18 protein-coding genes are annotated in these 21,748 nt (G+C 70.6%); 3 read left to right on the top strand and 15 right to left on the bottom strand.

Annotated features, from left to right (window positions below):
* Positions 1–28: 28 nt before the first annotated feature.
* Genes zwf through pgl form a run of 3 tightly spaced genes read left to right on the top strand, consistent with a single transcriptional unit; the run spans position 29 to position 3,332 of the window.
* Entirely contained in the window at positions 29–1,570 is a 1,542-nt protein-coding gene (gene zwf / locus AC07VC_RS05000; RefSeq protein ID WP_494675964.1) for a glucose-6-phosphate dehydrogenase, read from the top strand.
* On the top strand, positions 1,567–2,565 hold the full coding sequence (locus AC07VC_RS04995) for a glucose-6-phosphate dehydrogenase assembly protein OpcA (RefSeq protein WP_104289216.1): 999 nt from the start codon (positions 1,567–1,569) through the stop codon (positions 2,563–2,565). Before zwf ends, AC07VC_RS04995 begins: the two co-directional genes overlap by 4 nt.
* Entirely contained in the window at positions 2,562–3,332 is a 771-nt protein-coding gene (pgl, locus tag AC07VC_RS04990; RefSeq protein ID WP_317228636.1) for a 6-phosphogluconolactonase, read from the top strand. Before AC07VC_RS04995 ends, pgl begins: the two co-directional genes overlap by 4 nt.
* Before the next feature lie 158 nt (positions 3,333–3,490).
* Here the strand turns inward: pgl and AC07VC_RS04985 are convergent, their stop codons facing one another.
* The 15 genes from AC07VC_RS04985 to AC07VC_RS04915 form a co-directional block, all read right to left on the bottom strand.
* Positions 3,491–3,859 (bottom strand): RNA polymerase-binding protein RbpA, encoded by a 369-nt coding sequence (locus tag AC07VC_RS04985; RefSeq protein ID WP_053774592.1) that lies wholly within the window; start codon positions 3,857–3,859, stop codon positions 3,491–3,493.
* Between the two features lie 11 nt (positions 3,860–3,870).
* On the bottom strand, positions 3,871–4,122 hold the full coding sequence (secG, locus tag AC07VC_RS04980; protein WP_012038429.1) for a preprotein translocase subunit SecG: 252 nt from the start codon (positions 4,120–4,122) through the stop codon (positions 3,871–3,873).
* Between the two features lie 143 nt (positions 4,123–4,265).
* Positions 4,266–5,069 carry a triose-phosphate isomerase gene (tpiA, locus tag AC07VC_RS04975; RefSeq protein ID WP_494675965.1) on the bottom strand — a complete coding sequence of 268 codons (804 nt, stop codon included), beginning with the start codon at positions 5,067–5,069 and terminating at the stop codon, positions 4,266–4,268.
* Positions 5,060–6,274, bottom strand: a complete 1,215-nt coding sequence (locus tag AC07VC_RS04970; RefSeq protein ID WP_494675966.1) for a phosphoglycerate kinase — start codon at positions 6,272–6,274, stop codon at positions 5,060–5,062. The genes tpiA and AC07VC_RS04970 overlap by 10 nt, the downstream gene beginning before the upstream one ends.
* A 6-nt stretch (positions 6,275–6,280) precedes the next feature.
* A complete protein-coding gene (gene gap / locus AC07VC_RS04965) occupies positions 6,281–7,288 on the bottom strand; it encodes a type I glyceraldehyde-3-phosphate dehydrogenase (protein ID WP_317228633.1) in 1,008 nt (335 codons plus the stop codon).
* Between the two features lie 124 nt (positions 7,289–7,412).
* Positions 7,413–8,039, bottom strand: a complete 627-nt coding sequence (locus AC07VC_RS04960) for a superoxide dismutase (RefSeq protein WP_494675967.1) — start codon at positions 8,037–8,039, stop codon at positions 7,413–7,415.
* 177 nt (positions 8,040–8,216) lie between these two features.
* Positions 8,217–9,197: a DNA-binding protein WhiA gene (whiA, locus tag AC07VC_RS04955; RefSeq protein WP_012299318.1), complete on the bottom strand. Its 981-nt coding sequence runs from the start codon at positions 9,195–9,197 to the stop codon at positions 8,217–8,219.
* Positions 9,198–9,226: 29 nt separating this feature from the next.
* Positions 9,227–10,102, bottom strand: a complete 876-nt coding sequence (rapZ, locus tag AC07VC_RS04950; protein ID WP_494675968.1) for an RNase adapter RapZ — start codon at positions 10,100–10,102, stop codon at positions 9,227–9,229.
* Positions 10,103–10,181: 79 nt separating this feature from the next.
* Positions 10,182–12,110 carry an excinuclease ABC subunit UvrC gene (gene uvrC / locus AC07VC_RS04945; RefSeq protein ID WP_494675969.1) on the bottom strand — a complete coding sequence of 643 codons (1,929 nt, stop codon included), beginning with the start codon at positions 12,108–12,110 and terminating at the stop codon, positions 10,182–10,184.
* Positions 12,110–15,031 (bottom strand): excinuclease ABC subunit UvrA, encoded by a 2,922-nt coding sequence (gene uvrA, locus AC07VC_RS04940; RefSeq protein WP_317228630.1) that lies wholly within the window; start codon positions 15,029–15,031, stop codon positions 12,110–12,112. The genes uvrC and uvrA overlap by 1 nt, the downstream gene beginning before the upstream one ends.
* Before the next feature lie 88 nt (positions 15,032–15,119).
* Positions 15,120–17,186 carry an excinuclease ABC subunit UvrB gene (gene uvrB, locus AC07VC_RS04935; protein WP_094115995.1) on the bottom strand — a complete coding sequence of 689 codons (2,067 nt, stop codon included), beginning with the start codon at positions 17,184–17,186 and terminating at the stop codon, positions 15,120–15,122.
* Positions 17,187–17,196: 10 nt separating this feature from the next.
* The gene (gene coaE, locus AC07VC_RS04930; protein WP_494675970.1) at positions 17,197–17,811 is read right to left on the bottom strand and encodes a dephospho-CoA kinase; all 615 of its coding nucleotides are present in this window, start codon (positions 17,809–17,811) and stop codon (positions 17,197–17,199) included.
* 101 nt (positions 17,812–17,912) lie between these two features.
* Entirely contained in the window at positions 17,913–19,367 is a 1,455-nt protein-coding gene (rpsA, locus tag AC07VC_RS04925; protein WP_012038440.1) for a 30S ribosomal protein S1, read from the bottom strand.
* Between the two features lie 213 nt (positions 19,368–19,580).
* Positions 19,581–21,260, bottom strand: coding sequence for a DUF885 domain-containing protein (locus AC07VC_RS04920; protein ID WP_494675971.1), 1,680 nt, complete (start codon positions 21,258–21,260; stop codon positions 19,581–19,583).
* Positions 21,257–21,715, bottom strand: coding sequence for a PTS mannitol transporter subunit IIA (locus tag AC07VC_RS04915; RefSeq protein ID WP_317228627.1), 459 nt, complete (start codon positions 21,713–21,715; stop codon positions 21,257–21,259). The genes AC07VC_RS04920 and AC07VC_RS04915 overlap by 4 nt, the downstream gene beginning before the upstream one ends.
* Between the last annotated feature and the right edge of the window lie 33 nt (positions 21,716–21,748).

The following is a 21,748-nucleotide window of genomic DNA, read 5'->3' as shown; positions in this document are numbered from 1 at the left end:
GGATCCGTCCGGCAGATCGAGGAGTTACATGTCGCCGGTGGATATCACCCCGGAATTCAATCCCCTGCGGATCCCGTCGGATCGTCGACTGAACCGCATCGCGGGGCCCAGCAGCCTCATCATCTTCGGCGTGACGGGTGACCTGTCACGCAAGAAGCTGATGCCGGCCGTCTACGACCTGGCCAACCGGGGGCTCCTGCCCCCGGGGTTCGCGCTCATCGGCTTCGCACGGAGGGACTGGGAGGACCAGGACTTCGAGCAGGTCGTGTACGAGGCCGTCAAGCAGTACTCGCGCACCAAGTTCGACGAGGACGTCTGGCGCCAGCTGGCGCAGGGCATCCGCTTCGTGCAGGGCACCTTCGACGACGACGAGGCGTTCCAGACGCTGAAGGAGATCACGGAGGAGCTCGACCGCGAGCGGGGCACGATGGGGAACCACGCGTTCTACCTGTCGATCCCGCCGAAGTCCTTCCCGCTGGTCACCGAGCAGCTCCGCCGCTCGGGTCTCGCGGAGCAGAAGGAGGGCCACTGGCGACGCGTCGTCATCGAGAAGCCCTTCGGCAGCGACCTGAAGACCGCGCGCGAGCTGAACGCGGTCGTCGAGACGGTCTTCCCGCCGGACTCGGTGTTCCGCATCGACCACTACCTGGGCAAGGAGACGGTCCAGAACATCCTGGCGCTGCGCTTCGCGAACCAGCTCTACGAGCCCCTGTGGAACGCCAACTACGTGGACCACGTGCAGATCACGATGGCCGAGGACATCGGGGTGGGCGGCCGTGCCGGCTACTACGACGGCATCGGCGCGGCGCGCGACGTCATCCAGAACCACCTGCTGCAGCTCCTCGCCCTCACGGCCATGGAGGAGCCCGTCGCGTTCGACGCGTCGAGCCTTCGGGACGAGAAGGAGAAGGTGCTGTCCGCGGTGCGCCTCCCCAAGGACCTCTCCACCGCCACGGCCCGCGGGCAGTACGCCGGCGGCTGGCAGGGCGGCGAGGAGGTCGTGGGCTTCCTCGACGAGGAGGGCATGGACCCCCAGTCGACGACGGAGACCTACGCGGCGATGCGCCTCGACATCAACACGCGCCGCTGGTCGGGCGTGCCGTTCTACCTGCGCGCGGGCAAGCGGCTCGGTCGCCGCGTGACGGAGATCGCGGTCGTGTTCAAGCGCGCGCCGCAGAACCTGTTCGCGGAGGACCAGACGTCGGCCCTCGGCCAGAACGCGCTCGTCATCCGGGTGCAGCCCGACGAGGGCGTCACCATCCGCTTCGGCTCCAAGGTGCCGGGTGCGGGGATGCAGGTGCGCGACGTCACCATGGACTTCGGCTACGGCCACGCCTTCACCGAGGCGAGCCCGGAGGCGTACGAGCGGCTCATCCTCGATGTGCTGCTCGGCGACCCGCCGCTCTTCCCCCGCCACCAGGAGGTCGAGCTGAGCTGGAAGATCCTGGACCCCATCGAAGAATTCTGGCGCACGCAGGGCCAGCCCGAGCAGTACCGACCGGGCACCTGGGGGCCGGCCTCGGCCGACGAGCTCCTCGCCCGCGACGGACGGACCTGGAGGCGGCCATGAGAGTCGATCTGCCGAACACCACCACCGCGAAGATCTCGAAGGCGCTCGTCAAGATCCGCGAGGAGGGCGGCGCCGTCGCCCTCGGCCGCGTCCTGACGCTCGTGATCTCCACCTCGCTCGGCAGCGAGGAGGAGGCCATCGAGGCTGCGAACGACGCGTCGCGCGAGCACCCCATGCGCGTCATCGTCATCTCGACCGAGCGCGGCGCCGCCGCGGAGACGACCACCGAGTCGGCCCGCGTGGACGCCGAGATCCGCGTGGGCGGCGACGCCGGCGCGAGCGAGGTCGTCGTCCTCCGCGTGTACGGCGCGGCTGCCGAGGACGAGGAGAGCCTGGTCACGGGCCTCCTCCTCCCCGACGCGCCCGTCGTGGCCTGGTGGCCGCACGACGCCCCCGCGGTCGTCAGCCAGTCGCCGCTCGGCCGCATCGCGCAGCGCCGCATCACCGACTCGTCGACGAGCAGCAACCCGCGCGTCGCCCTGCAGCACCTGGCGGAGACGTACGCGCCCGGGGACACGGACTTCGCGTGGACCCGGCTCACGCTGTGGCGTGCGCTGCTCGCCGCGGTGCTCGACCAGCCGCCGTACGAGCCCGTCACCCAGGTGGAGGTGTCCGGCGCCGCCGACTCCCCCTCCACCGTCCTGCTCGCCGCCTGGCTCGGCCTGCAGCTCCAGGTGCCGGTCCTGCACGAGGTCACCACCCGGGCCACCGGCTCGAGCGGCATCCACGGCGTGCGGCTGCACCGCGCGTCGGGTGTGATCGACCTCGACCGGCCGATCGCGAACGTCGCGACGCTCAAGCAGCCGAACCAGCCGACGCACGATGTGAGCCTCCCCCGCCGGAGCCTCCGCGACTGCCTAGCCGAGGAGCTCCGGCGCCTCGACCCCGACTCCCTCTACGGGGACGTGATCCGTCACGGACTCGAGCGGGCGACGGCGGGCCAGGGATACATCACCGCGTCCACCACCGCACGGAAGGACTCCGAAGAGCGATGACGAACGACCGCAGGGTGCTCGTGCACCCCGACAAGAAGGCCATGACCGGCTCCGTCGCCGCGCGCTTCCTCACGAAGCTCGTCGACATCCTGGATGAGGAGGAGACGGCCAACGTCGTCCTCACCGGGGGGACGGTGGGCCCGAGCATCCTCGCGGCCGTCAACGAGTCCGCGGCGCGCGACAGCGTCGACTGGACCCGCGTCCACTTCTGGTTCGGCGACGAGCGGTGGCTCCCGCACGGCGACCCCGAGCGCAACGACACCACGGTGCGCACGGCGCTGCTGGACCACATCGACGTCCCCGCCGAGAACGTCCACGCCATGGGCGCGAGCGACGCGGGGATGAGCCTCGACGAGGCCGTGCAGGCCTACACGGCGGAGCTCGCCGAGTTCGCGAACGGCGACACTTCGCTGCCCCGCTTCGACATCACGTTCCTCGGCGTCGGACCGGACGGCCACGTGGCGTCGCTCTTCCCGGACAGCGACGGCATCCGCACCATGGACACCGCCGTGGTCGCGGTGCGCAACAGCCCCAAGCCGCCGGCCGAGCGCATCTCGCTCACGCTGCCGGTCCTGAACTCCTCGCTGCGCATCTGGATGGTCCTCGCCGGGCCCGACAAGGCGTTCGCGCTCGGTCTCGCCCTCGCGGGTGCCGATCGCACCGAGGTGCCGGTTGCCGGCATCAAGGGCCGCAAGCGCACGGTCTTCTTCATCGACCGGGAGGCCGCCGCGGACGTGCCGGAGAACCTGATGCTGTCGTCCTACTGACGCACGATGCCGGCGAGAGCCGGACGACGGAGGGCGGGTCCTGAGGGGCCCGCCCTCCGTCGTCCCAGATGCGTCCACCCGCCACGCGGAGCACGCACCGCACGCAGAACGCCCCCGTCCACTCGGACGGGGGCGTTCTGCGTCGCTGACGCGTGCTGCTACTTCGTGGCCTTGACCGTCCCACGGCGGGCGCGGAGCTGCTCCAGCGCCTCCTCGAGGAGCTGGCTCGCCTCCTCCTCGCTGCGACGCTCCTTCACGTAGGCGAGGTGCGTCTTGTAGGGCTCCAGCTTGGCGACCGACGGCGGGTTCGCCTTGTCACGACCGGCCGGCAGACCCGACTGCGGGGAGTCGATGGTCTCGGGGATCTCCTCCTCGGGCAGGTTCGCCGCGAAGTGGCGGACGGTCTCGTTGCCGAGCGCGTCCCAGTACGAGATCGAGATGCGCTCCGCGTGGAAACCGCGGTCCTGCTCGCCCATGGGGCCCGCGCCGACGCGCGAACCGCGGATGGCGCTTCCTCCTGATGCCATGTGGCTGCTCCCTACAATCCGGTGTCGAACTTGGTGATCAGCCCGAGGACCACGATGCACGTGACCCAGACGAGGCCGAGGATGACGGTGATGCGGTTCAGGTTGCGCTCGGCGACTCCCGAGGAGCCGAGGCTCGACGTCGTGCCGCCTCCGAACATGTCGGAGAGACCGCCGCCCCGCCCCTTGTGCAGGAGGATGAGCATGGTCAGCAGGAGGCTGGTGATTCCCAGAACCACCTGCAGGACTACCTGGAGGATTTCCACGTGCGGCCTTTCGGGTGCGCGGTGCTGTGGCCGAGACCGACCGGTGAACGGCCGATGGGCCGTTGTCGATTATAGCGGGCGGCTGGACGCGGCGAGCCGTCCGCGCCCGGAGGGGCGCGGACGGCTCCGAGCGGGTGAGCGGATCAGACGCCGACGTGGGAGCGGAACCGCGCGATGGCGGAGAACTCCTGCACGTCGAGGCTGGCGCCGCCGACCAGCGCGCCGTCCACGTCCGGCTCGCGGAGGAAGCCCGCGATGTTGCCGGACTTGACCGATCCGCCGTAGAGGATGCGCGTGGCCTTCGCGGCCTCGTCGCCCAGGATCTCGGCGACGACCGCGCGCAGCGGCGCCGCCACCTGCTGGGCCTGCTCGGGAGTCGCGGCGACGCCGGATCCGATGGCCCACACGGGCTCGTAGGCGACGACGACGTCGGCGCCCTTCTCGAGCCCCTGGAGCGCGACGCGCAGCTGCGCCACGGGGACGGCGCTCGCGCCGTGCTCCTCGAGGTCGGCTGCGGTCTCGCCCACGCAGATCACGGGGACGATGCCGTGGGCGACGGCCGCCGTGGACTTGGCGGCCACCTGCTCGTCGGTCTCCCCGTGCAGGGTGCGCCGCTCCGAGTGGCCGACGATCACGTAGCGGCAGGCGAGCTGCGCGAGGAACGCCGCGGAGATCTCCCCCGTGTACGCGCCCGACTCGTGCTCGGAGACGTCCTGTCCGCCATAGGCGAGCTCCAGCTTGTCGGCCGACACGAGCGTCTGCACGCTCCGGATGTCGGTGGCCGGCGGGAACACCGCGACCTCAGCCTCCGCGTAGTCGTGCTTCGCGTCCTTGAGGCTCCAGGCGAGCTTCTGCACGAAGGCGATGGCCTGGAGGTGGTCCAGGTTCATCTTCCAGTTGCCCGCGATGAGGGGCGTGCGCCCCGCGGGGCGATCCGTCACTGCCATCCGAGGACCTCCAGTCCCGGCAGGCGCTTCCCCTCGAGGAACTCGAGGCTCGCGCCGCCTCCGGTCGAGATGTGACCGAAGCGGTCATCATCGAATCCGAGCGCGCGGACGGCGGCGGCGCTGTCGCCGCCTCCGACCACGGACAGCCCCTCGACGCGCGTGAGCGCGTCGGCGACCGTCTTCGTGCCGGCCGCGAACGGCTCCAGCTCGAAGACGCCCATGGGCCCGTTCCAGAACACCGTGGTCGAGCCGCGGATGATGGTGGCGAACGCCTCGGCGGTCTCGGGGCCGATGTCGAGCCCGAGCCCCTTCTCGCCCGCGGGCGTCTGCTCGATGGCGTCCGCGCGCGTGACCTCGTGTGCGGCGTCGGCGGAGAACCCGTCGGCGACCACCACGTCGGTGGGGAGCACGATCTGGACGCCCCGCTCCTCCGCCTCGGCCAGGTAGCCCTTGACGGTCTCGACCTGGTCCTCCTCGAGGAGGCTGGATCCGACGGAGTGGCCCTGCGCCTTCAGGAAGGTGAAGAGCATCCCGCCGCCGATGAGCAGCGAGTCGACGCGCGGCAGCAGGTGGCCGATGACGCCGAGCTTGTCGGACACCTTGGAACCGCCGAGGACGACCGTGTAGGGCCGCTCCGGGTTCTCCGTCAGGCGGTCCAGCACCTCGAGCTCGCTCGCGATCAGCGAGCCGGCGGCGCTCGGCAGGACCGAGGCGAGCTCGAAGACGCTGGCCTGCTTGCGGTGCACGACGCCGAAGCCGTCGGACACGAACGCGTCCCCCAGCTCGGCGATCGACTCCGCGAAGCCGCGGCGGACGGACTCGTCCTTGCTCGTCTCCTCCGCGTGGAAGCGCAGGTTCTCGAGCACGACGACGTCGCCGTCCGCGAGGGCGTCCACGGCGGCGCGGGCGGAGTCGCCCACGGTGTCCGTCGCGAACGCAACCTCGACCTCGAGCAGCTCGCCGAGGCGCGCCGCGACGGGGCGGAGGCTGTACTGCTCGTCCGGGGTGCCGTCTGGCCGGCCGAGGTGCGAGATCACGACGACGCGCGCGCCGGCCTCGCGGAGACCCGTGAGGGTCCCCAGCGAGGCGCGGATGCGCCCGTCATCCCCGATCACGCCGTCCTTCAGGGGGACGTTGAGGTCGCAGCGCACGATGACGCGACGACCCCGGAGGTCCCCCAGGGAGTCGATGGTGCGGAGTCCCACGGCCGGTTACAGGCGATCGGCGACGTACTCGGTGAGGTCGACGAGGCGGTTGGAGTAGCCCCACTCGTTGTCGTACCACGACGCGACCTTGACCTGCGAGCCGATGACCTTCGTGAGGCCGGCGTCGAAGATGGAGGAGTGCGGGTCGTTCACGATGTCGCTCGAGACGATGGGGTCCTCGGTGTACTTGAGGATGCCCTTGAGCGGGCCCTCGGCCGCGGCCTTGTAGGCGGCGTTGACCTGTTCGACCGTGACGTTCGCCGTGGTCTCGATGGTCAGGTCGGTGATCGAGCCGGTGGGCACGGGCACGCGGAGGGCGTAGCCGTCGAGCTTGCCGACGAGCTCCGGGATCACGAGGCCGAGCGCCTTGGCGGCACCCGTCGACGTGGGGATGATGTTGACCGCGGCGGCGCGCGCGCGACGCAGGTCGCTGTGCGGGCCGTCCTGCAGGTTCTGGTCGGCCGTGTAGGCGTGGACCGTCGTCATGAGGCCGCGCTCGATGCCGAACTCGTCGAGGAAGACCTTGGCGAGGGGCGCGAGGCAGTTGGTGGTGCACGACGCGTTGGAGATCACGTCGTGGGTGGCGGGGTCGTAGGTGCCCTCGTTGACGCCGAGGACGAGGGTCGCGACGTTGTCGCCCGTGGCGGGCGCGGAGACGAGGACCTTCTTGGCGCCGGCGGCGATGTGCTTGCGCGCATCCTCCGCCTTGGTGAAGCGGCCGGTGGACTCGATGACGATCTCGACGCCCAGCTCGCCCCAGGGGAGGTTGGCGGGGTCGCGCTCCTCGAGCACGCGGATCGCCTTGCCGTTGACGACGATGTTGTCGCCGTCCAGCTCGACGGTCGCGTCGAGGCGGCCGGTGATGGAGTCGTACTTGAGCAGGTGCGCGAGGGCCGTGTTGTCGGTGAGGTCGTTCACCGCGACGATCTCGATGTCGCTGCCCTTGGCGAGCGCTGCGCGGAAGTAGTTGCGGCCGATGCGGCCGAAGCCGTTGATGCCGATCTTGACGGTCACGTGTTCTCCTGATGTTCTGCGCGCTCGGGGGCGGCGGTGGGTGGTGGAGGTTCGGGTGCGGGAGTCCTGGCGTGCGGGAGCCGCGGGCGGCCGGGGTCTCCCGTCCGGCCGCCCGCGGCGGCGCCTACGAGAGGAGGAAGAGGCCCTGCGTCTTGGTGCGGGCGGCCTCGAAGCGCGCCTGCACGTCGGCCCAGTTGACGATGTTCCAGAACGCCTTGACGTAGTCGGCCTTGACGTTGACGTAGTCGAGGTAGAAGGCGTGCTCCCACATGTCGAGCAGCAGGATCGGCACGGTCGCCGCGGCGAGGTTGCCCTGGTGGTCGTACAGCTGCTCGATGATGAGCTTCTGGCCGAGCGAGTCCCACGCGAGGATGCTCCAGCCGGAGCCCTGGATGCCGAGCGCGGAGGCGGTGAAGTGCGCCTGGAACTTGTCGTACGAGCCGAAGAACTCGTCGATGGCCGCGGCGAGCTCGCCGGTGGGCTTGTCGCCGCCGTCGGGGCTGAGGTTGTTCCAGAACACCGTGTGGTTCACGTGGCCCGCGAGGTTGAACGCGAGGTCCTTCTGCAGCTTGTTGACGAACGTCAGGTCGCCGGCGTCGCGCGCCTCCTGCAGCTTGACGAGGGCGGTGTTCGCGCCGTCGACGTAGGTCTTGTGGTGCTTGTCGTGGTGCAGCTCCATGATGCGGCCGCTGATGTTCGGCTCGAGGGCCGAGTAGTCGTACGGGAGGTCGACGAGAGTGTAGTCAGCCATAGGTGTATCTCCTCTTCATTGCCCGGGGGCTCCCGGCCAGAGGCCGGGGGTGGGTGACGGATCGAGTCTAGTCCGGCGGCCCTCCGCGGGACCTGGCCGGATGACGCCGGACGTCGAGCGGATCCCGCCCGCAGCCCGCTGCGGACGACACCGCGTGCCGCGGGCGCCCCGGGCGGATCAGACGTCGTCGAGGTCGGCCGGGAGGTTCGCGTCCGTGCCGGGCAGGCCCTCGTCGACGGCCTTCTTGTCGGCCATCGCCAGCAGGCGGCGGATGCGCCCGGCGACCGCGTCCTTGGTCATGGGCGGATCCGCGTGGTGACCCAGCTCGTCGAGGCTCGAGTCGCGGAAGCGCAGGCGCAGGTCGCCGGCGTACTTGAGGTGCTCGGGGATGTCGGGGCCGAGGATCTCCATGGCCCGCTCGACGCGCGCGCACGCGGCGACGGCCGCCTGCGCGGAGCGGCGGAGGTTGGCGTCGTCGAAGTTGACCAGGCGGTTGGCGGTGGCGCGCACCTCGCGACGCTGCCGCATCTCCTCCCAGTTGACGACCGTGCCCTGCGCGCCCATGGCCCGCAGCATCTGCCCGATGGCGTCGCCGTCGCGGATCACGACGCGGTGGACGCCGCGGACCTCGCGCGCCTTCGCGCTCACGTCGAGACGGCCGGCGGCGCCGACGAGGGCCATCGCCGCCTCGTTGCCGGGGCAGGTCACCTCGAGGGCGGCGGAGCGACCCGGGTCGGTGAGCGTGCCCGCCGCCAGGAACGCGCCGCGCCACACGGCGGCGATCTCCTCGCGCGAGCCCGTGGTGAGCCGGTTGGGGAGGCCGCGGATGGGCCGGCGTCGCGCGTCGAGGAGCCCCGTCTGCCGCGCCAGGGTCTCGCCGCCCTCCATGACGCGGACCAGGTAGTGCGTGGCGCGGCGCATGCCGGACGCGGGGATCACGGAGATGTCGCTGCGGACCCCGTAGAGCTCGGCCAGGTCCTTGCGCACGCGGCGGGCCAGGAGCGGGGTGTCCAGCTCCGACTCCACGGCGATGCGGTTGGAGATGAGGTGCAGACCGCCGGAGAAGCGGAGGATCGTGGCCAGCTCGGCAGCCCTCACCGTGGTCTTGCTGACCTCGACGCGTGACAGTTCTTCCTTGACGTCCGAGGTCAGAGGCAAATGCTTACTCCCTTGATGAGATGGGTGCCCTACTCCCGGCCGAGGTCGCGGTGCTTGGTGCTGACAGCGACGCCGGGAAGGGCGCGGAGGAGGCTGGTGAGCTCCTCGGCGACGGCTACCGAGCGGTGCTTGCCGCCGGTACAGCCGATAGCGATCGTAGCGTGTCTCTTGTTCTCCCGCTGGTACCCGGCGAGCACCGGGGCGAGGGCCCGGGCGTACGCGTAGACGAACTCCTCGGCGCCCTCCTGGCCCAGCACGTAGTCGCTGACGGCCTTGTCGCGGCCGGTGAGCGGCCGGAGCTCCGGGGTCCAGAACGGGTTCGGCAGGAAGCGCATGTCGGCCACCATGTCCGCGTCCGCGGGCGTCCCGTACTTGAAGCCGAAGCTCATGACGGTGACGCGGACGCCGGCGTCGTCGGCCCCGCTGAACTGCTCGGTGATGGTCGTGGCCAGCTGGTGGATGTTGAGCTCGGATGTGTCGATGACGAGGTCGCTGGCCTCGCGGATCTCGATCATCCGGGCGCGCTCGGCCGCGATGCCGTCCAGGAGCGTCCCGTTGCCCTGCAGGGGGTGCGGCCGGCGCACCTGCTCGAAGCGGCGCACGAGCGCCGCGTCCGTGGCCTCGAGGAACAGGACGCGGAGGCGGGGTCCCGTGCCGAAGGTCTGCAGGACGTCGCGCAGCTCGGAGAAGAAGTCGCCGCCGCGCACGTCGACCACCGCGGCGATCTTCGGCAGCGACGTGCCCGCGCGGCCGGCCAGCTCGACGAGCGGCTTGAGCATCTGCGGCGGCAGGTTGTCGACGACGTACCAGCCGAGGTCCTCCAGCGCGTTGCCGACGGTGGAGCGGCCCGCGCCGGACATCCCCGTCACGATCATGACGTCCTGCTGGGGGATCTCCACGCTCATGCCGGCATGCACCTCTCGTCGCGCTGGTCTGTGGGTCGAGTCTAGGCGGGACCCGCGACACGCCGCCCGCGGCCCCGGGTCACGAGCGGAGCCGCTCGTAGACGGCCTGCGCGAGCGTCGGGCCGATCGTGCGGACGGCCGCGATCTCCTCGACCTCCGCCTGCTTGAGCTTGGCGACCGAGCCGAACTGCTGGAGCAGGCGCTGCACCCGCGACGGACCGAGACCCGGGATCTCGTTCAGCACCGACGTGATGTCGCGCTTCCGACGGGCGCGCTGGTGCGTGATGGCGAACCGGTGCGCCTCGTCGCGGATGCGCTGGATGAGGAAGAGCGCGTCGCTGTTGCGCGGCAGGATGATCGGGTAGTCCGAGTCGGGCAGCCATATCTCCTCCAGGCGCTTCGCGATGCCCGCGAGCTGGATGCCCGTCACGCCGGACTCCTCGAGCGCCCGCTGGGCGGCCGCGACCTGCGGCTGGCCGCCGTCGACGATGAGCAGGTTCGGGCTGTAGGAGAACCTGTTGACCGGCGGAGCCTCGCCGAGCTCGGGCGGGGCGGCGTCGGCGGGCACCTCCGCCTCCTTGCCGAGGTACGCGAGACGCCGGGTGATGACCTGGTGGATGGACTCGGTGTCGTCCGTGGAGTCGGCGATGTTGAAGCGGCGGTACTGGTCCTTGCGCGGGAGACCGTCCTCGAAGACGACCATCGACGCGACGATGTTGGTGCCGCTGAGGTGCGAGACGTCGTAGCACTCCATCCGCAGGGGGGCGTCGGGCATGCCGAGCGCCTCCTGGATGTCCGCGAGGGCCTTCGACCGCGTCGTGAAGTCGGAGCTGCGCCTCGTCTTGTAGAGCATGAGCGCGTTCTGCGCGTTGGTGGCGGCGGTCTGCGCGAGCGCGGCCTTGTCGCCGCGCTGGGCGACCCGGAGGTCCACCTGCCAGGAGCTCGGCCGTCCCCGGCGGACGGTGCCGTCGTCCTCCCCCGCGGCCCGACGCTGGCTGAGCCACAGCTCCAGCTCGGCGGCGTCCGCCGGGAGCTCCGGGACGAGGACCTCGCGGGGCGGGTGCGCGTCGTCCTCGTAGGCGTTGTGGAGGACGGTCTCGACGAGCTCGCCGATGCCGATGTCGAGCTCCTTGTCGACGACCCAGGTGCGCGTGCCCCGGATGCGGCCGCCGCGGACCATGAACTGCTGCACGGCCGCCGCGAGCTCGTCCGCGGCGATGCCGAACACGTCGGCGTCGACGCGGTCGTCGAACACCACGGCGGTCTTGGACAGCGCCGCCTCGAGCGCGCCGATGTCGTCACGGTGCCGCGCCGCGGCCTCGTAGTCCATCTCCGCCGCGGCGTCCTTCATCCGCTGGGTGAGCTGGCCCACGTACTTCGAGTCGTTGCCGGCCATGAAGCTCACGAAGTCGTCCGCGATCTCGCGGTGCTCCTCCTCCGAGACGCGGCCGACGCACGGCGCGGCGCAGCGGCCGATGTCGCCCAGCAGGCACGGCCGGTTGGTCTGCCGCGCGCGCTTGAAGGTGCTCTCCGAGCAGGAGCGCACGGGGAAGACCTTGAGCATGTGGTCGACCGTCTCGCGGATCGCCCACACCTTCGTGTAGGGGCCGAAGTACTTGGCCCCGCGGATCTTGCGGTTGCGGGTCACCATGACGCGCGGGTAGTCCTCCCCCAGCGTCACGGCCAGGTACGGGTACGACTTGTCGTCCCGGAACTTGACGTTGAAGGGCGGATCGAACTCCTTGATCCAGGTGAACTCGAGCTGGAGCGCCTCGAACTCGCTGCCGACCACGGTCCACTCCACGCCGGCCGCGGAGGTCACCATGCGGCGCGTGCGCTCGTGCAGGCTCTGCAGGGGGGCGAAGTAGTTGGCGAGGCGGGCGCGGAGGTTGTTCGCCTTGCCCACGTACAGCACGCGGCCGGCGGCGTCTCGGAACCGGTAGACGCCCGGCGACGTGGGGATCTCCCCCGCCGCCGGACGGTAGCCGACCGTGTCGGTGCGGGCCATCAGCCGGCCGCGCGCTCCTCGCGCGCACGCTGCGACTCGAGCGCGGCCGCCTCGGCCTCGGCGTCGAGGACCTCGCGGAGGAACCCGCCGGTGTAGCTCTCCGGCACCGTCGCGAGGTGCTCCGGCGTGCCGGTCGCGAGGACCGTGCCGCCACCGGCGCCGCCCTCGGGGCCCATGTCGATGAGCCAGTCGGCGGACTTGATGACGTCGAGGTTGTGCTCGATGACGATGACCGTGTTGCCCTTGTCCACGAGCCCGTTGAGCACCAGCAGCAGCTTCCGCACGTCCTCGAAGTGGAGGCCCGTGGTGGGCTCGTCGAGGACGTAGACGCTCCGGCCGTTCGACCGCCGCTGCAGCTCCGTCGACAGCTTGACGCGCTGCGCCTCGCCGCCCGAGAGCGTGGTGGCGCTCTGCCCCAGCCGCACGTATCCGAGGCCCACGTCGACGAGCGTCTTCATGAAGCGGTGGATGGCCTGGATGGGCTCGAAGAACTCCGCCGCCTCGCTGATGGACATGTCGAGCACCTCGGCGATGCTCTTGCCCTTGTAGTGGACGCTCAGGGTGTCGCGGTTGTAGCGCGCTCCCCCGCAGACCTCGCAGGCCACGTACACGTCGGGCAGGAAGTTCATCTCGATCTTGATGGTGCCGTCGCCCGAGCACGCCTCGCAGCGGCCGCCCTTGACGTTGAAGCTGAAGCGGCCGGGGAGGTAGCCGCGGGCCTTCGCCTCGGTCGTCTCGGCGAAGAGCGTGCGGATGCGGTCGAACACGCCGGTGTAGGTCGCGGGATTGGAGCGCGGGGTGCGGCCGATGGGGTTCTGGTCGACGTGCACGACCTTGTCGAGGTTCTCGAGCCCCGTGACGCGCGAGTGCTTGCCCGGGACCTTGCGGGCGCCGTTGAGCTCGTTGGCGAGCACCCGGTAGAGGATGTCGTTCACGAGGGACGACTTGCCCGATCCGCTGACGCCCGTGACCGCGGTGAGCGTGCCGAGCGGGAACGCGGCCGTGACGTTCTGCAGGTTGTTGGCGCGCGCGCCGACGACCTGGATCTGGCGCTTCCGGTCGATCCTCCGGCGCTTGGCGGGCGTCGCGATGGCCTTGCGGCCCGCGAGGTAGTCGCCCGTGAGCGACTCGCGGTTCTCGATGAGCCCGGCGTAGGAGCCCGAGTGCACGACCTTGCCGCCGTTGACGCCGGCGCCCGGGCCGATGTCGACGATCCAGTCGGCCGTGCGGATGGTGTCCTCGTCGTGCTCGACGACGATGAGCGTGTTGCCGAGGTCGCGCAGCTTCACCAGGGTCTCGATGAGCCGGCGGTTGTCGCGCTGGTGCAGGCCGATGCTCGGCTCGTCGAGCACGTAGAGCACCCCCGTGAGCCCGGACCCGATCTGCGTGGCCAGGCGGATGCGCTGCGCCTCGCCGCCGGAGAGCGACGCGGCGGCGCGGGCCAGGTTCAGGTAGTTGAGCCCCACCTCGATGAGGAACTCGAGGCGCACGCGGATCTCCCGCAGCACCTGCGCGGCGATGTGCGCCTCGCGGTCGGTCAGCTCGAGCTGCGCCATGAACTCCTGCGCGTCGGACAGGCTCATCTCCGCCACGTCCGCGATGTTCGCGCCGTGCACGAGGACGGCGAGCACCTCGGGCTTCAGGCGCTTGCCGTCGCACACGGGGCACGGGATCTCGCGGAGGTATTCCCCCCAGCGCGCGCGCTGGTTGTCGGTCTCGGCCTGGGCGAACTGGCGCTCGATGTACGGCATGACGCCCTCGAAGCCGGACGAGTAGGTCATCTCCCGGCCGTAGCGGTTCTTCCACTTGACCTGCACCTCGAAGTCGTTGCCGCGGAGGACCGCCTCGCGGACCTCCTCCGACAGCTTCCGCCAGGGCGTCGTGAGGGAGAACTTGAGGTCGCGGGCGAGACCGGCGAGCAGCTTCTCGTAGTACTGGAAGAGGCCCTTGCCCTGCGTGGTCCACGGCAGGATGACGCCGTCCGCGATGCTCAGCGACTCGTCGCCGATGAGGAGCTCCTGGTCGACCGACATGCGCGTACCGAGACCCGAGCACTCCGGGCATGCGCCGAACGGCGCGTTGAACGAGAAGGTGCGCGGCTCGATCTCGGTGAGCTGGATCGGGTGGTTGTTCGGGCAGGATAGCTTCTCGGAGTACGTGCGGAGGCCCCCGGGACCCTCGACGTCGACGAAGTCGATCATGACGATGCCGTCCGTGAGGCGGAGCGCGGTCTCGAGCGAGTCCGTGAGGCGGCCCAGGATGTCCTCGTTCGCGACGAGGCGGTCGACCACGACCGAGATGTCGTGCTTGTACTGCTTCTTCAGCTTGGGCGGCGAGCTGAGCTGGATGAGCTCGCCGTCGACGATGGCGCGCGAGTAGCCACCGGACGCCAGCTCCGCGAAGAGGTCGACGAACTCGCCCTTCTTCTGCGACACGATGGGGCTGACCACCTGGTACCGGGTGCCGGACTCGAGCTCCATGAGCTGGTCGGCGATCTGCTGGACCGTCTGGCGGGAGATGCGCTCCCCGCAGGTGGGGCAGTGCGCGACGCCGATGCGGGCCCAGAGCAGCCGCATGTAGTCGAAGATCTCGGTGATGGTGCCGACCGTCGAGCGGGGGTTGCGGTTCGTGGACTTCTGGTCGATGGAGACCGCGGGGCTCAGGCCCTCGATGAAGTCGACGTCCGGCCGGTCGACCTGGCCGAGGAACTGGCGCGCGTATGCGGACAGCGACTCGACGTACCGGCGCTGCCCCTCCGCGAAGATCGTGTCGAAGGCGAGGGAGGACTTGCCGGACCCCGAGAGGCCCGTGAAGACGACGAGCGAGTCGCGCGGGATGTCGAGGTCGACGTCGCGGAGGTTGTGCACGCGCGCACCGCGCACGCTGAGGAGGGAGGAGGACTCGACGGGGGAGATTGACACCTGTCCATCGTATGCGTCGCCACCGACACGACCGACGGAGGGGGACGCCGCGACCGGCGCCTGCTCCTCCGCGCCCCGGCAGCCCCGCTCAGGACAGGTGGCCCGCCTTCTCCATCTGCCGCAGCTCCCGCTTCAGGTCCCCGAGCTCGTCGCGCAACCGCGCCGCCAGCTCGAACTTCAGCTCGCCGGCAGCCTGGAGCATCTGGTCGTTGAGGTCGGAGATGATCGTCTCCAGCTCGTTGGCGCCCGCGGCCGCCTTGCCCTCGCGTCGGAGGTTCGGCGTGGGCGACCGCTTGCCGCCTCCGCGTCCCTCGAGCATCTTCTTCGTGTCCTCGCCCTCGCGGGCGAGGATCTCCGTGATGTCCGCGATGCGCTTGCGCAGCGGGGTGGGGTCGATGCCGTGCTCGAGGTTGTACGCGACCTGCTTCTCGCGCCGACGGTCGGTCTCCTCGATGGCGCGCTTCATGCTGTCCGTCAGCACGTCCGCGTACATGTGCACCTCGCCCGAGACGTTGCGCGCCGCGCGGCCGATGGTCTGGATGAGCGACGTCGACGACCGGAGGAACCCCTCCTTGTCGGCGTCGAGGATGGCGACGAGCGAGACCTCGGGGAGGTCGAGCCCCTCGCGCAGGAGGTTGATGCCCACCAGCACGTCGTAGATGCCCGCGCGCAGCTCCGAGAGGAGCTCGACGCGTCGCAGCGTGTCCACGTCCGAGTGGAGGTAGCGCACGCGCACGCCCGCCTCGGCGAAGTAGTCGGTGAGCTCCTCCGCCATCTTCTTCGTGAGCGTGGTGACGAGGATGCGCTCGTCCTTCTCGACGCGGACGCGGATCTGCTCCAGCAGGTCGTCGATCTGGCCCTTCGTGGGCTTGACCACGATGGCGGGGTCGATGAGCCCGGTGGGGCGGATGATCTGCTCCACCACGCCGTCGCCCATGCCCAGCTCGTACTTGCCGGGCGTCGCGGACATGTACACGGTCTGGCCGACGCGCTCCGTGAACTCGTTCCACTTCAGCGGCCGGTTGTCGAGCGCGCTCGGGAGACGGAAGCCGTGCTCGACGAGCGTGCGCTTGCGCGACGAGTCGCCCTCGAACATGGCGCCGATCTGCGGCACCGTGACGTGGGACTCGTCGATGACCACGAGGAAGTCGTCCGGGAAGTAGTCGAGGAGGCAGTGCGGGGCCTCCCCCGCGTCGCGCCCGTCGATGTGGCGCGAGTAGTTCTCGATGCCGGAGCAGAAGCCGATCTGCTGCATCATCTCGATGTCGAAGTTGGTGCGCATCCGCAGGCGCTGCGCCTCGAGGAGCTTGCCCTCGCGCTCGAGCACCGCCAGGCGCTCCTCCAGCTCCTGCTGGATGGTGCCGATGGCACGCTGCATGACCTCGGTCTCCGCCACGTAGTGCGAGCCGGGGAAGACGGACACCGAGTCCATCTTGCGGACCACGTCGCCCGTGAGGGGGTGCAGCGTGTAGAGCGCCTCGATCTCGTCGCCGAACATCTCGATGCGGATGGCCAGCTCCTCGTACATCGGGATGATCTCGATGGTGTCGCCCCGCACGCGGAAGTTGCCGCGCGAGAAGTCGACGTCGTTGCGCTGGTACTGCATGGAGACGAACTTGCGGATGAGCGTGTCGCGGTTGATCTGCATGCCCACCTGCAGGGCCACCATCGCGTTCATGTACTGCTCCGGCTGTCCGAGGCCGTAGATGCAGGACACGGTGCTCACCACCACCACGTCCCGACGGCTGAGCAGCGAGTTCGTGGTGGAGTGCCGCAGGCGCTCGACCTCGGCGTTGACCGAGGAGTCCTTCTCGATGAACGTGTCCGTCTGCGGGACGTAGGCCTCGGGCTGGTAGTAGTCGTAGTAGGAGACGAAGTACTCGACCGCGTTGTCCGGCATGAGCTCGCGGAACTCCGTCGCCAGCTGCGCCGCGAGGGTCTTGTTGTGGGCGAGGATGAGCGTCGGCCGCTGGACCTTCTCGATGAGCCAGGCCGCCGTGGCGGACTTGCCGGTGCCGGTGGCGCCCAGGAGGACGATGTCGGGCTCGCCGGCGTTGACCCGACCCGCCAGCTCGGCGATGGCCGTGGGCTGGTCGCCGCTCGGGGAGTACTCGCTGACGACCTTGAACGGGCGCACGGACCGGGTGGGCTGCATGCCCCCGAGTCTACGAGCGGCCTCCGACACCGCCGGACAGGTTCGCCCACAGCCGATCGGTCTGCGCCAGGGTGCTCGCCAGCGAGACGCCGGAGTCGACGACGTCGTCGGCGACGGCGAGGCGCTCCGCGTCCGTGGCCTGCGACGCGATGCGCCGCTCGGCCTCCTCGGCGGGCATGCCGCGGAGCTCGACCAGGCGCCGGATCCGCTCCTCGCGCGGCGCGTGGACCACCACGATCCGGTCGAACTCGTCGACGCGGCCGGACTCGACCAGCAGGGGGATGTCGTAGACGACGACCGCGTCCGGGTCCCGCTCCTCCGCCTCGGCCATCCGCCGGGCGGACAGCGCGCGGACCGCCGGATGCGTGATGGCCTCCAGGTCGCGCCGGGCGTCCGGGTCGCGGAACACGACGGCGCCGAGCGCGGGCCGGTCGAGCGAGCCGTCGGCGGCGATGACGTCCGGGCCGAAGCGGCGGGCGATCTCCGCCAGCGCCGGCGTGCCGGGCTCCACCACCTCGCGGGCCAGCCGGTCGGCGTCGATGCGCACGGCGCCGAGCTCCGCCAGCCGGTCGGCCACCACCGTCTTGCCCGCGGCGATGCCGCCCGTCAGTCCGATCCTCCGCATGCATCCAGCCTAGGCGCGCCCGGAGGAGCGGCGCGGCGCCAGGGGACGACGAAGGCGGCCCTCCCGGAAGGGAGGGCCGCCTCGTCATGGTGCGGGTGGTGCTACTTCGAGCTGGACAGCTTCTCGCGCAGGGCGGCGAGGCTCTCGTCGTCCGCCAGCGTGCCGGCGCCCGTCGAGTCGCTCGTGAAGCCGGGACCGGCGGACGTGATGCCCGTGTCGGCCGCCTCGGCCTCGGCTGCCGCCGCGACCTGCTTCTTGTGGGCCTCCCAGCGGGCCTGGGCTGCGGCGTACTGCTGCTCCCAGGTCTCGCGCTGCGACTCGAAGCCTTCCTTCCACTCGTTGGTCTCCGGGTCGAAGCCCTCGGGGTACTTGTAGTTCCCCTGGTCGTCGTACTCGGTGAGCATGCCGTAGAGGGCCGGGTCGAACTCGGTGCCCTCGGGGTCGACGCCGTCGTTGGCCTGCTTGAGGCTCAGCGAGATGCGGCGACGCTCGAGGTCGATGTCGATGACCTTGACGAACACCTCGTCGCCGACGGACACGACCTGCTCGGCGAGCTCGACGTGCTTGCCGGAGAGCTCCGAGATGTGCACGAGGCCCTCGATGCCCTCGGCCACGCGGACGAACGCACCGAACGGCACCAGCTTGGTGACCTTGCCGGGCGCGACCTGGCCGATGGCGTGCGTGCGGGCGAAGACCTGCCAGGGGTCCTCCTGCGTCGCCTTGAGCGACAGCGAGACGCGCTCGCGGTCCAGGTCGACCTCGAGGATCTCGACGGTCACCTCCTGGCCCACCTCGACGACCTCGCTGGCGTGCTCGATGTGCTTCCAGCTGAGCTCGGAGACGTGCACGAGGCCGTCGACGCCGCCCAGGTCCACGAACGCACCGAAGTTGACGATCGAGGAGACCACGCCCTTGCGGACCTGGCCCTTCTGGAGGTTGTTGAGGAACGTGCTGCGGCTCTCGGACTGCGTCTGCTCGAGCAGGGCGCGGCGCGACAGGACCACGTTGTTGCGGTTCTTGTCGAGCTCGAGGATCTTGGCCTCGATCTCCTGGCCGAGGTACGGCGTGAGGTCGCGGACGCGGCGCAGCTCGATGAGCGAGGCCGGGAGGAAGCCGCGGAGGCCGATGTCCACGATGAGGCCGCCCTTGACGACCTCGATGACGGTGCCGGTGACGACGCCGTCGGACTCCTTGATCTTCTCCACGTCGCCCCACGCACGCTCGTACTGCGCGCGCTTCTTCGACAGGATCAGACGGCCTTCCTTGTCCTCCTTCTGGAGGACGAGGGCCTCGACGGTGTCGCCGACCTTGACGACCTCCGTGGGGTCGACGTCGTGCTTGATGGACAGCTCACGCGAGGGGATGACGCCCTCGGTCTTGTAGCCGACGTCGATCAGGACCTCGTCCCGATCGATCTTCACGACGGTGCCCTCGATGAGGTCCCCGTCGTTGAAGAACTTCAGTGTCTTCTCGACCGCGGCGAGGAAGTCCTCAGCAGATCCGATGTCGTTGATCGCGACCTGCTTGGGCGCCTTGTCGGTCGTTGCGATTGTCATGTAGTTAGTGCTCCAGGATGGGCATGAATAAGGCCGCGGACGCGGACCCGCGCGGGTACCGGTCGAGCGGCGGACAGATGGGTCGTCGCAGAACTGCGACAGTCGATCTTAGACCCGGCCCGGGAGGCGGGACAACCGCGCCGCGCGGGACGACCGCGCCGCGCGGGACGACCGCGCCGCGCGGGACCGCCGCGCGGCGCCCGCCCCGCGGGATCAGCGGAGGACCGTGGCCCGCAGCGTGTCGAGGCCGACGCCGCCGACGTCGAGCGCCCGGCGGTGGAACTCGCGGATGTCGAAGGCGTCGCCCTCGCGGCGCCGCGTCTCGTCCCGGAGGTCCTCCCAGATGCGCTGGCCGACCTTGTAGGAGGGCGCCTGGCCCGGCCAGCCGAGGTACCGGTTCACCTCGAAGCGCACGAACGACGGGTCCATGTTGACGTTGCGGCCCATGAAGTCGAAGGCGTATCCCGCGTCCCACACCGCGTCGCCGTCGGGCACGCGCTTGCCGAGGTGGACGCCGATGTCGAGCACCACGCGCGCGGCGCGCATCCGCTGGCCGTCGAGCATGCCGAGCCGGTCGGCCGGGTCGTCGAGGTAGCCGAGCTCCTGCATGAGGCGCTCGGCGTACAGCGCCCAGCCCTCCGCGTGCCCGGAGGTGCCCGCGAAGCGGCGCCACGTGTTCAGCTCGGCCTTGTTGTAGGTGGCCTGCGCGATCTGCAGGTGATGCCCCGGGACGCCCTCGTGGTAGACGGTGGTGAGCTCGCGCCAGGTGTCGAACTCGGTGACGCCCTCGGGCACGGACCACCACATGCGGCCCGGCCGGCTGAAGTCGTCCGCGGGGCCGGAGTAGTAGATGCCGCCCTCCTGCGTGGGGGCGATCATGCACTCGAGGGCGCGGATCTCCTCGGGGATGTCGAAGTGCGTGCGTCCGAGCTCCTCGACGGCGCGGTCGCTCGTCTCCTGCATCCAGGCCCGGAGGGCGTCCGTGCCGTGGAGCTTGCGCGACGCGTCGCCGTCGAGGTGCGCGATGGCCTCCAGGACGCTCGCGCCGGGGAGGATCTCGCGGGCGATGGACTCCTGCTCCTCGACCATGCGGGCGAGCTCGCCCACGCCCCACTCGTACGTCTCGTCGAGGTCGACCTCCGCGCCGAGGAACGACCGGGAGCGCAGGGCGTACTGCTCACGGCCCACGGCGTCGGCGTCGCGTCCGGCGGGCTCGAGCTCGGAGCCGAGGAACGCCGCGAGGCGCTCGTAGGCGGAGCGGGCCTCCTCGGCGCGGGCGCCGAGGTCGCTCCGGAGGGACGCGGGCAGCTCGCCCGCGTCGGGTCGCGCCTCCTCCGCGAAGCCGCGGAAGAAGCCGTCGGGAGCGGCCTGGCGCTCGACCTGGCCCAGGACCTCGCGGATCTGGCGCTTCGCGGGCACCTGGCCGCGGCGCACGCCCTCCCGCAGGGTCTCGATGTAGCCGTCGACCGCGCCGGCGACGTTGCCGAGGCGCGTGGCGACGTGCGCCCAGTCGCCCTCGGTCGCGGTCGGCGAGATGTCGAACACCTCGCGGATGGCCTGGGCGGGCGAGGCGATGACGTTGAGGTCGGAGAGGTGGACGCCCGCGTCGTGCATCTCGACGTCGAGCTCGAGCTCGCGCGTCAGGTCCATGCGGGTGACCTCGTCCACCGCGTCGACCGGCCGTGCGGCGTGGAGCTGCCGGATGACGGACCGCGCCGCGTCCGCGTGGGCGGCGTGCCCGGCGGGCGAGTGGTCGCCGTACTCGCCCTCGCGTCCGGGCCGGCCGAGGTAGACCCGCTCCTCGGGGTGCAGGTCGAGGGTGGTGTCGATCCACCCCTCGGCGATGCGGTCGATGTCCGTCTGCGGTCGGGGGGCCCTCGGCGTCGTCGTCATCCCTCGACCGTACCGGCTCCCAGGAGGGACCGGACGGCGGCGGGATCGGTCGCCCCGCGCAGCTGCTCCGCGCGCACCGGGTCGAGCAGGATCTCCGCGAGTCGCGACAGCAGCGCGATGTGGCCGCCTCCCGTGGCGGCGATCCCGATGACGATGCGGACGTCGTGCCCGTCCCAGTCGACGCCGTCGGGCAGGCGGAGGAGGCTGATGGCGTCGGCCCGCACCAGGTCGCGGCCGGCCGCGAGCGTGCCGTGGGGGACGGCGACGCCCTCGCCCACGAAGGTGGACACGGATCGCTCCCGCTCCACCATGGCCTCGACGTACGCGGGCTCCACGGCGCCTGCCGCGACGAGCGCCTCACCGGCCTGGCGGATGGCGTCCTCCCGGTCGTCGGCGCGCGCGGCGAGCCGGATGGAGCCGTCCGCGAGGAGGTCGGAGAGTCGGGCCTGGGTCATGCGCTGGTGCTCCTCGTGCTGGGGGTGGACGGG

Source organism: Clavibacter sp. GW821-FHT01D01 (genome assembly GCF_059422605.1).
Note: the sequence above shows the minus strand (reverse complement) of the source record. Positions and strands in the feature narration are given on the sequence as shown.

Bases quoted from the DNA above. Each gene is read 5' to 3' on its own strand.
- AC07VC_RS04915 (WP_317228627.1), bottom strand. From the start codon at position 21,715: ATGACCCAGGCCCGACTCTCCGACCTCCTCGCGGACGGCTCCATCCGG.
- pgl (WP_317228636.1), top strand. From the start codon at position 2,562: ATGACGAACGACCGCAGGGTGCTCGTGCACCCCGACAAGAAGGCCATG.
- tpiA (WP_494675965.1), bottom strand. From the start codon at position 5,069: ATGGCAGTGACGGATCGCCCCGCGGGGCGCACGCCCCTCATCGCGGGC.
- AC07VC_RS04960 (WP_494675967.1), bottom strand. From the start codon at position 8,039: ATGGCTGACTACACTCTCGTCGACCTCCCGTACGACTACTCGGCCCTC.
- coaE (WP_494675970.1), bottom strand. From the start codon at position 17,811: ATGCGGAGGATCGGACTGACGGGCGGCATCGCCGCGGGCAAGACGGTG.
- AC07VC_RS04995 (WP_104289216.1), top strand. From the start codon at position 1,567: ATGAGAGTCGATCTGCCGAACACCACCACCGCGAAGATCTCGAAGGCG.
- AC07VC_RS04985 (WP_053774592.1), bottom strand. From the start codon at position 3,859: ATGGCATCAGGAGGAAGCGCCATCCGCGGTTCGCGCGTCGGCGCGGGC.
- uvrC (WP_494675969.1), bottom strand. From the start codon at position 12,110: ATGGCCCGCACCGACACGGTCGGCTACCGTCCGGCGGCGGGGGAGATC.
- rpsA (WP_012038440.1), bottom strand. From the start codon at position 19,367: ATGACAATCGCAACGACCGACAAGGCGCCCAAGCAGGTCGCGATCAAC.
- AC07VC_RS04920 (WP_494675971.1), bottom strand. From the start codon at position 21,260: ATGACGACGACGCCGAGGGCCCCCCGACCGCAGACGGACATCGACCGC.
- uvrB (WP_094115995.1), bottom strand. From the start codon at position 17,186: ATGCAGCCCACCCGGTCCGTGCGCCCGTTCAAGGTCGTCAGCGAGTAC.
- rapZ (WP_494675968.1), bottom strand. From the start codon at position 10,102: ATGAGCGTGGAGATCCCCCAGCAGGACGTCATGATCGTGACGGGGATG.
- zwf (WP_494675964.1), top strand. From the start codon at position 29: ATGTCGCCGGTGGATATCACCCCGGAATTCAATCCCCTGCGGATCCCG.